9 protein-coding genes and 1 pseudogene are annotated in these 12,504 nt (G+C 72.5%); 8 read left to right on the forward strand and 2 right to left on the reverse strand.

The features are described 5' to 3' along the window. Nucleotides 1-3 precede the first annotated feature (3 nt). Nucleotides 4-1,068 (reverse strand): class I SAM-dependent methyltransferase, encoded by a 1,065-nt coding sequence (locus V2W30_RS11175; protein ID WP_338695813.1) that lies wholly within the window; start codon nt 1,066-1,068, stop codon nt 4-6. A 243-nt stretch (nt 1,069-1,311) separates the two neighbouring features. Here V2W30_RS11175 and V2W30_RS11180 point away from each other — a divergent pair, with 243 nt between their 5' ends. The 3 genes from V2W30_RS11180 to V2W30_RS11190 all read left to right on the forward strand — a co-directional run bounded on the left by V2W30_RS11180 (nt 1,312) and on the right by V2W30_RS11190 (nt 4,922). After that, entirely contained in the window at nt 1,312-2,358 is a 1,047-nt protein-coding gene (locus V2W30_RS11180) for a nicotinate-nucleotide--dimethylbenzimidazole phosphoribosyltransferase (RefSeq protein ID WP_338695815.1), read from the forward strand. A gap of 123 nt (nt 2,359-2,481) precedes the next feature. Next, complete coding sequence (locus V2W30_RS11185) at nt 2,482-4,263, forward strand: phosphatidylglycerol lysyltransferase domain-containing protein (protein ID WP_338695817.1); 1,782 nt, start codon at nt 2,482-2,484, stop codon at nt 4,261-4,263. Nucleotides 4,264-4,265: 2 nt separating this feature from the next. Then, on the forward strand, nt 4,266-4,922 hold the full coding sequence (locus V2W30_RS11190) for a hypothetical protein (RefSeq protein WP_338695819.1): 657 nt from the start codon (nt 4,266-4,268) through the stop codon (nt 4,920-4,922). Here V2W30_RS11190 and V2W30_RS11195 read toward each other — a convergent pair. Next, the gene (locus V2W30_RS11195) at nt 4,855-5,613 is read right to left on the reverse strand and encodes a hypothetical protein (RefSeq protein ID WP_338695821.1); all 759 of its coding nucleotides are present in this window, start codon (nt 5,611-5,613) and stop codon (nt 4,855-4,857) included. The genes V2W30_RS11190 and V2W30_RS11195 overlap by 68 nt on opposite strands. A gap of 54 nt (nt 5,614-5,667) precedes the next feature. On the opposite strand from V2W30_RS11195, the pseudogene cobS reads away from it, so the two are divergent. From cobS to V2W30_RS11220, 5 genes and pseudogenes are all read left to right on the forward strand, one after another. Then, nucleotides 5,668-6,434, forward strand: a pseudogene (gene cobS / locus V2W30_RS11200) (adenosylcobinamide-GDP ribazoletransferase). A gap of 117 nt (nt 6,435-6,551) precedes the next feature. Continuing rightward, nucleotides 6,552-8,081: a leucyl aminopeptidase gene (locus V2W30_RS11205; RefSeq protein ID WP_338695823.1), complete on the forward strand. Its 1,530-nt coding sequence runs from the start codon at nt 6,552-6,554 to the stop codon at nt 8,079-8,081. 285 nt (nt 8,082-8,366) lie between these two features. Continuing rightward, entirely contained in the window at nt 8,367-9,755 is a 1,389-nt protein-coding gene (lpdA, locus tag V2W30_RS11210) for a dihydrolipoyl dehydrogenase (RefSeq protein WP_338695825.1), read from the forward strand. 98 nt (nt 9,756-9,853) lie between these two features. Continuing rightward, nucleotides 9,854-11,593 carry a 2-oxoglutarate dehydrogenase, E2 component, dihydrolipoamide succinyltransferase gene (gene sucB, locus V2W30_RS11215; RefSeq protein WP_338695827.1) on the forward strand — a complete coding sequence of 580 codons (1,740 nt, stop codon included), beginning with the start codon at nt 9,854-9,856 and terminating at the stop codon, nt 11,591-11,593. 233 nt (nt 11,594-11,826) lie between these two features. Further along, nucleotides 11,827-12,450 (forward strand): GntR family transcriptional regulator, encoded by a 624-nt coding sequence (locus V2W30_RS11220; protein ID WP_338695829.1) that lies wholly within the window; start codon nt 11,827-11,829, stop codon nt 12,448-12,450. The last annotated feature ends 54 nt before the right edge of the window (nt 12,451-12,504 follow it).

Consider the following 12,504-nt stretch of genomic DNA (forward strand, 5'->3'; position numbering starts at 1 on the left):
CCGCTACCGCGGGTCGCGGCGGGCGATGACGCGGTACGCGTTGGAGAAGCGGGTGCGGCTGACCAGCGGGGCGAGGAGCCGGTCGGCGCCGTGGGCCGCGACGGACGCGGGCGTGCCGGCGTACAGCAGCGCCTGGCGCAGCCCGCGCTGGAAGCCGGTGGGGATCTTGGTGCGCCAGGGGTCGTCGGCGTCGGGCAGCCAGTGGCCGAGGAAGAGGGCGCAGGCGGCCGTGAGATCGAGCGGGACGTGGGGTTCGCGGCGGTCGACGTCGACGACGGTGTAGCCGAGGGCGCGCAGTTCGGCGCGGAGGTTGGCGAGCGGGATGAAGTGCAGGTGCTGCGGCTGGAAGTACGACACCCACCACTTGCCGAGGAGTCGCGCGTAGCGGCTCTCGGGGTCGGGGAGCTCGATCATCAGGTGGCCGCCGGGGCGCAGTACGCGGTGGGCCGCCTTGAGTTCCTCGCGCGGGTCGAGGGCGTGCTCCAGGTAGTGGAACATGCTCATCGCGTCGTAGCGGCCCGCGAGCCGGGGGGCGAGGTCGGTGAGGCGGCCGCGGTGGGCCTCCTCGACGCGGCCCTCGCGGCGGGCCTGTTCGACGCCGTCGCCGATGTCGAGGCCGTCGAACGCCGTGTAGGGCAGGACCTCCTTGGCGACGGCCGGGAAGTGGCCGTCGCCGGTGCCGACGTCGAGCCAGCTCTCCGGTTCCAGGAAGCGGGCCAGGGCGCGGGTGCCGGCCGCGGAGCGCTTGGCGGAGGTCCGCGCGCCGAAGATCTTCCCGGCCCGGTCCGCGTGCAGGCCCTCGTAGAAGTCGCGGTAGTAGAAGGTCAGACCCTCGGGGGTCAGGCGCGGGTTCTGGAAGGAGTGGGCGCAGGAGCGGCACTGGTCGATGGTGAACGTGCCGGGCTTGTGCTGGAGGAGGTCCGTGGTGCGCAGCCGGGTGCGCAGCTTGGTGGAGCCGCACCAGGGGCAGTCGGGGCGGCGCGGCTCGTGGAAGCGTTCGGTGCCCTGGGCGAGTTCGGTGAGGTAGGCGGGGCGGCGCTCGGCCACGGCCTGTGCTGTGGGGGACATCGGTCTTCAACTCCTGGAGCGGGGTGGGGAGTGACGAGGGCTCCTGTCGCGCACGGACGAACACTGCGGTACGACAATCCGACTCGAACCAGAACGTAAGGGATCACCGGACGCCGCACAATGACGTGGCGGAGTCGACGCACCACATGGCGTAACCGGCCGTCGGGTGCGCGCAGCACGATGCCCCTGTGACGGAGGGGACGTCAGGGACCCAGCGGGTCGACGGCCGGTACTGTTCGGCGAATGAGCTCGCTGAATCTCGACGACTTCACCGACCTGATCGAGCGCCCCGATGGCGGGACCCGCCGCGACGCCGAGGAGCGCAGGGCGCGCTTCGCCGTGCCGCCCGGCGCCCTGGGCCGCCTCGACGAGCTGGGCGAGTGGCTCTCCGCCGCCCAGGGCACGGTGCCGGTACGGCCGGTCGCGCAGCCGCGCGTCATCCTCTTCGCCGGTGACCACGGCGTCGCCGAGCTGGACGTGTCGAAACGGGCCGCGGGCAGCGCCGCCGGCCTGGTCCGCGAGGTCGTCGAGGGCGCGAGCACGGGCGCGGTGCTCGCGCGCCGGCTCGGCGTGCAGATCCGGGTCGTCGACGTCTCCCTGGACTGCGAGCCCGACGAGCTGCCCGAGGCCGTGGTGAGCCATCGGGTGCGGCGCGGCTCCGGGCGCATCGACGTCGAGGACGCGCTCACCCTGGAGGAGGCGGAGGCGGCGTTCCGCGCGGGCATGGCGGTCGCCGACGAAGAGGCCGACTCCGGTACGGATCTGGTGGTCCTCGGCGATATCAGCGTCGGCGGCACGACGGCCGCCTCGACGCTCATCGCGGCGCTGTGCGGCACGGACGCCTCGGTGGTCACGGGCCGCGGCGGCGACCCCATCGACGACCTCGCGTGGATGCGCAAGTGCGCGGCGGTGCGGGACGCGCTGCGCCGGGCGCGGCCGGTCCTCGGCGACCAGCTCCACCTGCTCGCGACGGTGGGCGGCGCGGATCTCGCGGCCGCGACCGGCTTCCTCCTCCAGTGCGCGGTGCGCCGTACGCCGGTGATCCTGGACGGCGTCGTCTCGGCGGCCTGCGCGCTCGTCGGGCAGCGGGTGGCGTTCCGCGCGCCGGACTGGTGGCTCGCGGCGCACACGAGCGGCGAGCCCGCGCAGACCAAGGCCCTCGACCGGATGGCGATGGAGCCGCTGCTCGACCAGGGCGTCACGGTGGGCGGCGCGGCGGGCGCGCTGCTGGCCCTGCCGCTGGTCCAGGCCGCCGCCGCCCTGGCCGCGGAGCTGCCCGAGACGGCCTAGGCCACGCACGGCCACGCACGGGCCCCGGTCGCGTCCGCTCGCTGCCCGAGCGGACGCGACCGCGGTTTTTCACGGCGACGCCGCACCCCTGAATCGGCCTAAAAGCCCCATAAGCTCCCCGTCATGGGAGATGCACAGACACGTGGCGTACCGACCTCTACCCCGGCGTCCCGGCGGGCGGCCGCCGTCACCGTCTGGTACCTCCGGATCGTCACGTTCCTCAATCTGCTGGGCGCCGTCTGGGTCTCCTTCGGGCAGGACCTGCGCCGCCACAACGAGGAGAACTACTTCACGCCGTACCTGCTCACGGCGGGCTTCTCGTCCGCCGTCGTCGCCTGGTTCCTGGCGATCACGATGCGCCGCCGCAAGCGAGCGGCCTGGATCCTCAACCTCGTCCTGTGCGGTCTCTTCTTCCTGCTCTTCGCCGTCGTGATGCTCTTCCCCGAAATCCGCGCGCACGCCCAGAACTGGGTCTCGCTCGCGCTGACCGCCGGGTTCCTCGCCGCTCTGTGCGCCGGCCGCCGCGAGTTCTACGCGAAGGGCGACCGCTCGAACGTGAAGCTCGCGGCGATCGTCGCGGTCGGCGGGCTCCTCGTCGCCTCGCTCTTCGCGACGTTCCTGGTCACGGTCACCAACCACGCGCACGACCCGCACCGTTCGACGTTCCTGGAGCGCTGGCGCTACGGCACCCTGCGCCTGATCTCCGTCGCCTCGAACGACTCCCACTACCCCGGCATCTCCACGCCGAACTGGGTCAACGTCGTCATCAACATCCTCTCCACGCTCCTGCTCATCGCCGTCGTCTACGCCGCGTTCCGCTCCCGCAGGGCCGTCGACCCGCTCACCCCCGACGACGAGGCGAAGCTGCACGCGCTGCTCGACAAGGAGGGCGAGCGCGACTCGCTCGGGTACTTCGCGCTGCGCCGCGAGAAGAGCGTGGTGTGGTCGCCGACGGGCAAGGCGGCGGTGACGTACCGGGTGGTGGGCGGTGTCTCGCTCGCCTCCGGTGATCCGATCGGCGACCCCGAGGCGTGGCCCGGCGCGATCGAGCCCTGGCTCGCCGAAGCACGGGTGCACGGCTGGATCCCGGCGGTGATGGGCGCCAGTGAGGAGGCCGGCACGATCTACGCGCGGCACGGCCTCGACGCCCTCGAACTCGGCGACGAAGCCATCGTCGAGACGGCGGCCCGGGGCGGAGCCCCTGATCAGCACTTCACGCTGGAGGGGCGGGCGATGCGCAGCGTCCGCCAGGCCTACAACCGCGTCAAGCGCGCCGGCTACACCGTCCGCGTCCGCCGCCACGAGGACATCCCGGACGACGAGATGGCGTACCTCCTGGAGCGCGCCGACGACTGGCGCGACGGCGCCACCGAGCGCGGCTTCTCGATGGCGCTCGGCCGGCTCGGCGACCCGGCCGACGGCCGCTGCGTGATGCTCGAATGCACCGACGCCGAGGGCGAGTTGAAGGCGCTGCTCTCCTTCGTGCCGTGGGGGCCGAACGGCCTCTCGCTCGATCTGATGCGCCGTGACCGGGACTCCGAGAACGGCCTGATGGAGTTCATGGTCATCGAACTCCTCCAGTACGCGCCGGAGATGGGGATCACGCAGGTGTCGCTGAACTTCGCGATGTTCCGCTCCGTCTTCGAACGTGGCTCGCGGCTCGGCGCGGGTCCGGTGCTGCGCCTGTGGCGCTCGCTGCTCAGCTTCTTCTCACGGTGGTGGCAGATCGAATCGCTGTACCGGGCCAACGCCAAGTACCGGCCCATCTGGGAACCCCGCTTCCTGCTCTTCGAGAAGAGCGCGGACCTGCCGCGCATCGGCATCGCGTCGGCGCGCGCCGAAGGCTTCCTCGAAGTGCCCGGACTGCCCAAGTGGCTGCGCCGCAGCCGCCTGGAGCACCGCTGACCATGCCGATGACGTGGCCGCGGCGGGAGTGGGGCCCGCTGCTGAGCGCCGTGCGGGACGGGTTCGTCGCGCGGCGGTGGCGGGCGATCACGATGACGCTGACCGCGGTGTGCCTGACGGCGGCCCTCCAGTACGCGCAGAACCAGACCTGGGGCTACCGGGTCGTGCAGGACCTGGGCGCGGTGCGGGCCGCCGACCCGCTGTGGCTCGCGCTGCTGCGCACGCCACTGTCCCTGTTCGTCCCGGCGCTCGACCTGCCGGTGTGGGGCGCCCTCGCCCAGATCCTGCTGGTGTTCGGGGTCGCGGAGATCTGTCTGGGCCGGTGGCGCACGCTGGTCATCGCCTACGTGGCGACGCTCGCCGGAACCCTGTACGCGCGGGTCGCGATCGCCGCCGGATGGCTGCCGGGGTCGGACGCGCAGGTCGTGGACACCGGCCCGTCGGCGGCGGTCGTCGGGCTCGCCGTGTACGTGTGCTGGCGCTACCGGGCGTGGTGGACCGGCGCGCTCGTCGTCGTGGTGATGGCCGTCGAGTGCGTCGTCAAACCGAACCTCGCGGGCAAGGAGCACCTGGCCGCGATCGCCGCGGTGCTCATCGTGTGCGCCGCGGAGCCGGCGGTTCGCGGAAGCCGCCGATCAGGTCCTGGAAGCGCCGGCTGACCCGGTGCCAGCGGCGGTCGTGCCGGTAGGCCCGCAGGGCGGCGCGGGCACGGGCGCGCGGGCGGCGCCGGTAGCAGCGCCGGGCCCAGGAGGAGCCGGGGCGGGCGAGCCGGACCGCGCCCCACCACGCCGCGAACGGCACCAGGACGCCGACGATCGCCAGCCGCGGCTTGCCCTTGAGCAGCGTCAGGACGACGAGGGAGAAGTTCAGGACCAGCGTCGCGATGAGCACGCCCCGGTCGTGCTGCTCGTCCTGCGTCATGTCGTTCACGCCGAGCGGCGAGAAGCCGCACACCACCAGGGAGCCCAGGGCCGCAGCCAGCACCACGACCTCGACGCTCTGCCGGCCCTGCTCGCTCCAGTACACGTCGTCGAGGTGCAGGACCAGCGCGAACTCGTCGAGCACCAGGCCCGCCCCGACCCCGAAGAGGACCGCGCACACGCACGCGGTGATCCCGTGCCGTCCGCTGCCGACCGACCCGAACCCGCCGACGACCATCAGGACGATGCCGGGCACGACGTGATGGATGTGCATGCCGCCGGGCGCGATGTTCCGGAACGGGCCGCGGCCCGCGCGGATCAGCCGGGTGACGGTGCGGGTCAGCAGGAACGTGGCGATGAACGAGAGCAGCGCCAGGAGCACGGGCAGCTTCCCGGGTTCCGTGATGTTCCGGTACCACCAGTCGCCCATGGCCCCATCCTGCGGCCGGGGCAGCGGCTCCGCGCGTCCAGGTAGCCTCCCCCGGTGCCCGCTACGAACTCCCCCGCCTCCCTGCCCGACGGCATACGTTTCGCCTTCGGCACCCTCACCGTCCTGCCCGTCACCGTCACCCGCTGGGACCGGGACGCCGCCCGGGTCGGGATGCTGGCCGCGCCGCTGGCCGGCCTGGTCGTCGGCCTCTGCGCGGCGGCGCTCGGCGGGGGCTGACGCTGCTCGGCGCGGGCCCGCCGCTCGCGGCCGTCGCCTCGGTCGCCGTACCGGCCGCGCTCACCCGGGGCCTGCACCTGGACGGCCTCGCGGACGTCGCGGACGGGCTCGGCAGCGGCAAGCCCGCCGAGGACGCGCTGCGCATCATGAAGCAGTCCGACATCGGCCCCTTCGGCGTCGTCGTCCTGGTCCTCTCGCTGCTCGCGCAGGTCGCGGTCCTGGCGCAGCTGTACGCCGAGTCGTGGCACCGGGGCGCCCTCGCGGCGGCCGTGTCCGCGGTGACGGCCCGCCTCGCCCTGACCTTCGCGTCCCGCACCGGCGTCCCCGCGGCCCGCCCGGAGGGCCTCGGCGCGGCCGTCGCCGGGACGGTGTCGGTGCGGGCTGCGGTGATCGCGGGCCTGGTGGTGGTCGCGGTGACCGCGGCGTTCTCGCTGCCGGGCGCGCTCGCCGTCGTCCTGGGGTGCGGCGCGGCCGAGGTGCTGCTGCGGCGCTGCGTGGCCCGGTTCGGCGGGGTGACGGGGGACGTGTTCGGCGCGGTCGCGGAGGTCGCGGCCACCGCTTCGCTGGTGGCTCTGGCCTTCTAGGGCCGCCTCCCGGGGCACCGGAGGAGACAGCGGCGTAGGCTCGCCCACGGCGGGCCGCCCACCCCACGGCCCAGGCAACGAAGCCAGCCCCACCGATGAAAGAGGGACCTCACCACCGTGACTGCTCTGACTCTCAGCACCGCCGCAGCGTCCGGCCTCCGCGCCGACGCCATCGTCGTCGGTGTCGCCAACGGCGCCAAGGGCCCGGTCGTCGCCCCCGGCGCCGAGGCCGTGGACAAGGCGTACGACGGAAAGCTCGCCTCCGTCCTGGAGACCCTCGGCGCCAGTGGCGGCGAGGGCGAGGTGACCAAGCTTCCCGCGCCCTCCGGCTTCAAGGCGCCGCTGGTGCTGGCGGTCGGCCTCGGTGCGGAGCCCGAGGACGACGAGGTGTTCGGCACCGAGGCGCTGCGCCGCGCCGCCGGTGTCGCCGCCCGCGCGCTCGCCGGGTCGAAGAAGGCCGCGTTCGCGCTGCCGATCACCGACGCCGAGGACGCCGGCGCCGTCGCGGAGGGCGCGCTGCTCGGCGCGTACTCCTTCGACGCGTACAAGGAGATGGCGGCCAAGGACGCCGACGCCAAGAAGGGCAAGGCCCCGCTCGCCGAGGTCGCCCTGCTCGGCGGCAAGCCCCGCGACAAGGCGTACAAGGCCGAGATCGCGCGTGCCGTCGCGGTGGCCGAGGAGCTCAACCGCGCCCGTGACCTGGTCAACACCCCGCCGAACGACCTGAACCCCGAGGCCTTCGCCGCCGTCGCCACGGCCGCGGCCAAGGAGCACGGCATCAAGGTGCAGGTCCTCGACGAGAAGGCCCTGACCAAGGGCGGCTACGGCGGCATCCTCGGCGTCGGCGCCGGTTCGGACGCCCCGCCGCGCCTGGTCAAGCTCTCGTACACGAGCTCCAAGGCCAAGAAGCACCTCGCCTTCGTCGGCAAGGGCATCACGTACGACTCGGGCGGCATCTCGCTGAAGCCGGCCGGTCACAACGAGACGATGAAGTGCGACATGGCGGGCGCCGCCGCGGTGTTCGCCGCCGTCGTCGCCGCCGCGCGTCTGGGCCTGGAGGTGAACGTCACCGGCTGGCTGGCGCTCGCCGAGAACATGCCGTCGGGCTCCGCCACGCGCCCCGGCGACGTGCTGCGCATGTACAGCGGCAAGACCGTCGAGGTCCTGAACACGGACGCCGAGGGCCGTCTGGTCCTGGCCGACGCGATCGCCAAGGCCTCGGAGGACAACCCGGACGCGATCGTCGACGTCGCCACGCTGACCGGCGCGATGATGCTGGCGCTCGGCAACCGCACGTTCGGTGTCATGGCCAACGACGACGCGTTCCGCACGTCGGTCCACGAGGCCGCCGAAGAGGTCGGCGAGCCGGCGTGGCCGATGCCGCTCCCGGCCGACCTGCGCAAGGGCATGGACTCGGCCACCGCCGACATCGCCAACATGGGTGAGCGGATGGGCGGCGGCCTGGTCGCCGGTCTGTTCCTGAAGGAGTTCGTCGGCGAGGGCATCACGTGGGCCCACCTCGACATCGCCGGACCGGCCTTCAACGAGGGCGCCCCGTTCGGCTACACGCCCAAGGGCGGCACCGGTACCGCCGTGCGCACCCTGCTCCGTCTCGCGGAGCTGACGGCGGCGGGCGACCTCGGCTGACGCCTGCCCGCGCCGCGAAAGCGCTGAACAGCCCCGGGTGCACGGCACCCGGGGCTGTTCGCTTTCGACGAAATTCGTAGGTTCCACCACTTCTGTCACGGGTGTTTCCGGTGTAACCGCCGTCTCACCCCAGAGCCCGACGTCCCGCATGCCTTCGACAAGTGCGAGGATGGGGGGCGGCAGGACAGGGCCCCACCCGAGGGCCGAAGAACGAGCGGCCGATACACCAGCCGCCGCCCGGTCACTGGTGACCGGCGTACGGCGCACATGCATGGAGGACGTGACGTGGCGAACGACGCCAGCACCGTTTTCGACCTAGTGATCCTCGGCGGTGGCAGTGGCGGTTACGCCGCGGCCCTGCGTGCCTCGCAGCTGGGTCTCGACGTCGCCCTGATCGAGAAGGGCAAGGTCGGCGGTACCTGCCTGCACAACGGATGCATTCCGACGAAGGCCCTGCTGCACGCGGGCGAGATCGCCGACCAGGCGCGCGAGAGCGAGCAGTTCGGTGTCAAGGCCACCTTCGAGGGCATCGACATCGCGGCCGTCCACAAGTACAAGGACGACGTCATCTCCGGCCTGTACAAGGGCCTCCAGGGGCTGATCGCCTCCCGCAAGGTGACGTACATCGAGGGTGAGGGCCGGCTGTCCTCCCCGACGTCCGTCGACGTGAACGGCCAGCGCGTCCAGGGCCGCCACGTGCTCCTCGCGACCGGCTCCGTGCCGAAGTCGCTGCCGGGCCTGGAGATCGACGGCAACCGCATCATCTCCTCGGACCACGCGCTGAAGCTGGACCGCGTCCCGCAGTCCGCGATCATCCTGGGCGGCGGCGTCATCGGCGTCGAGTTCGCCTCGGCGTGGAAGTCCTTCGGCACCGACGTCACGGTCATCGAGGGCCTCAAGCACCTCGTCCCGGTCGAGGACGAGAACAGCTCCAAGCTTCTTGAGCGCGCGTTCCGCAAGCGCGGCATCAAGTTCAACCTCGGCACGTTCTTCGAGAAGGCCGAGTACACGCAGGACGGCGTCCGTGTGACGCTGGCCGACGGCAAGACGTTCGACGCCGAGGTCCTCCTCGTCGCGATCGGCCGCGGCCCCGTCTCGGCCGGTCTCGGCTACGAGGAGCAGGGCGTCGCGATGGACCGCGGCTACGTCCTCGTCGACGAGTACATGCAGACCAACGTGCCGACGATCTCGGCCGTCGGTGACCTGGTCCCGACGCTCCAGCTCGCGCACGTCGGCTTCGCCGAGGGCATCCTGGTGGCGGAGCGTCTGGCCGGTCTCAAGACCGTCCCGATCGACTACGACGGCGTGCCGAAGGTGACGTACTGCCACCCCGAGGTCGCCTCCGTGGGCATCACCGAGGCCAAGGCCAAGGAGATCTACGGTGCGGACAAGGTCGTCGCTCTGAAGTACAACCTGGCGGGCAACGGCAAGTCCAAGATCCTGAAGACCGCGGGCGAGATCAAGCTCGTCCAGGTCAAGGACGGTGCCGTGGTCGGCGTCCACATGGTCGGCGATCGCATGGGTGAGCAGGTCGGCGAGGCCCAGCTGATCTACAACTGGGAAGCGCTGCCGGCCGAGGTGGCCCAGCTCATCCACGCCCACCCGACGCAGAACGAGGCCATGGGCGAGGCCCACCTGGCCCTCGCGGGCAAGCCGCTGCACTCGCACGACTGAGCCCCGTGTCCGTCGCGCGTGGACGCGACGACCGACCGACCACAGACTTCCGCACTGCGGCACCCGTAGTTGCGCATCGCTAAGGAGCAACAGAAACCATGGCGGTTTCCGTATCCCTTCCGGCGCTCGGTGAGAGCGTCACCGAGGGCACTGTCACCCGCTGGCTGAAGGCCGAGGGAGAGCGCGTCGAGGTCGACGAGCCGCTGCTCGAGGTCTCGACCGACAAGGTCGACACCGAGATCCCCTCGCCCGCCGCCGGCATCCTGGCCTCCATCAAGGTCGCCGAGGACGAGACCGTCGAGGTCGGCGCCGAACTGGCCGTCATCGACGACGGTTCCGGTGCCCCGGCGCCCGCCCCGGCGCCCGCCGCCGCCGAGGCTCCGGCCCCGGCCGCCCCGGCCGCCGAGGCCGCTCCGGCCCCGGCCCCCGAGGCCCCCGCCGCCCCCGCCGCCCCGGCCGGTGGCGCCTCCGGTACCGATGTCGTGCTGCCCGCGCTGGGCGAGTCGGTCACCGAGGGCACCGTCACCCGCTGGCTGAAGGAGGTCGGCGAGGAGGTCGCGGAGGACGAGCCGCTGCTCGAGGTCTCCACGGACAAGGTCGACACCGAGATCCCGTCGCCCGTCGCCGGTGTTCTCCTGGAGATCACCGTCGCCGAGGACGAGACCGCCGAGGTCGGCGCCAAGCTCGCCGTCATCGGTGCTCCCGGTGCCGCTCCGGCCGCCCCCGCGCCCGCCGCCCCGGCCGCTCCGGCCGCCCCCGCCGCTCCGGCTCCGGCTCCGGCCGCCCCCGCTGCCCCGGCCGCCGCTCCGGCCGCCCCGGCCGCGCCCGCCGCTCCGGCCCCGGCTCCGGCTCCGGCCCCCGCGCCGGTCACCCCGGCTCCGGCCGCGCCCGCCCCGGCCGCCACCCCGGCGGACGACGGCGCCTACGTGACCCCGCTGGTGCGCAAGCTCGCCGCCGAGCAGGGCGTGAGCCTGTCCACCGTGAAGGGCACCGGCGTCGGCGGTCGTATCCGCAAGCAGGACGTCATCGCCGCCGCCGAGGCCGCCAAGGCGCAGGCTCCGGCCGCCGCCGCTCCGGCCGCCGCGAAGGCCGCCCCGACCCTGGAGGCCTCTCCCCTCCGCGGTCAGACGGTCAAGCTGCCGCGCATCCGCAAGGCCATCGCGGACAACATGCACAAGGCGCTCCAGGAGCAGGCCCAGCTGTCCTCGGTCATCGAGGTCGACATCACCAAGCTGATGAAGCTGCGCGCCAAGGCCAAGGACGGCTTCGCCGCCCGCGAGGGCGTCAAGCTCTCCCCGATGCCGTTCTTCGTCAAGGCCGCCGTCCAGGCGCTGAAGGCCCACCCGGTCATCAACGCCCGCCTGAACTACGACGAGGGCACGATCACCTACTTCGACTCCGAGAACGTCGGCATCGCCGTCGACTCGGAGAAGGGCCTGATGACCCCGGTCATCAAGGGCGCGGGTGACCTGAACATCGCGGGCATCTCCAAGAAGACCGCGGAGCTGGCCAACAAGGTCCGCACGAACAAGATCGCCCCGGACGACCTGTCGGGCGCCACCTTCACGATCTCCAACACGGGGTCGCGCGGCGCGCTCTTCGACACGGTCATCGTCCCGCCGAACCAGGTCGCCATCCTGGGCATCGGCGCCACGGTCAAGCGCCCGGTCGTCGTCTCCGACCCGGAGCTCGGTGACACGATCGCCATCCGTGACATGACGTACGTGACGCTCTCCTACGACCACCGTCTGGTGGACGGCGCGGACGCCGCCCGCTACCTGACGACGGTCAAGCAGATCCTCGAGGCCGGCGAGTTCGCCGCCGAGCTCGGTCTGTAGCGGTCGCAGCACCTACGACGACGCCCCGCCCGGAGCTTTCCGGGCGGGGCGTCGTCGTAGGTGCCGGTCCACGGGAACGCGGCCGCCGGAATGACGGCGCGCTCGGGCGGGCACAGCTCTGTAACGGGCATCACCCGTGGCGGGCGCGGCCGTGCCCCTTCTGTCCTGGGCCACGGCCTTATTGTCTAAGGGTCCCGCCGACCCGCCGGGTCCGCACCTGCCGAGGAGCCTCCATGACCGCGCCCGTCATCCACTCGCTGCGCGAACAGATCCGCGAGCACATCGTGGAGGGCATCGTCAGCGGCCGCTGGAAGCCGGGCGAGCGGATCGTGGAGCGCCGGATCGCCACCGAGCTCGAGGTGTCGCAGACGCCCGTACGGGAGGCGCTGCGGGAGCTGGAGTCGCTGCGGCTCATCGAGTCCGCGCCGAACAAGGGCGTGCGCGTACGGAACCTGTCGGCGGCGGACCTGGAGGAGAGCTATCCGGTGCGCGCCGGCCTGGAGGCCATCGCCGCCGAGCTGGCCGCCGAGCGGCTCGCCGGGGACTGCTCCGCCCTGGAGCCGCACGTCGCCGCGCTGTACGTGGCGGACCGGGAGGCCGACGGGACCGCGCAGGTGCGGCACACCGTGGGCTTCCACCGGGAGATGGTGCGGGCGGCCGGGAACTCGGTGCTGCTGCACACCTGGGAGGGGCTCGGCATCGAGGTCTTCACCGCGCTGTCCATCCGGTGGCTGGGGACCGTGCAGCAGTCGTACGCGGAGGAGCACGCGGACCTCGTCGCGGCTTTTCAGCGCCGGGATCCTGATATCGCGGCGCTGGTGAAGGCGCACGTCCTGGGGTGTGCCCCCCGCGCGTGATCTGCGTCTCGTCCACCGTGTGACCGTACGTCGCAGGGTGTGGACCGTGCGTGG

Origin of the sequence: Streptomyces sp. Q6 (assembly GCF_036967205.1) — a bacterium.
GTDB lineage: Bacteria > Actinomycetota > Actinomycetes > Streptomycetales > Streptomycetaceae > Streptomyces > Streptomyces citrinus.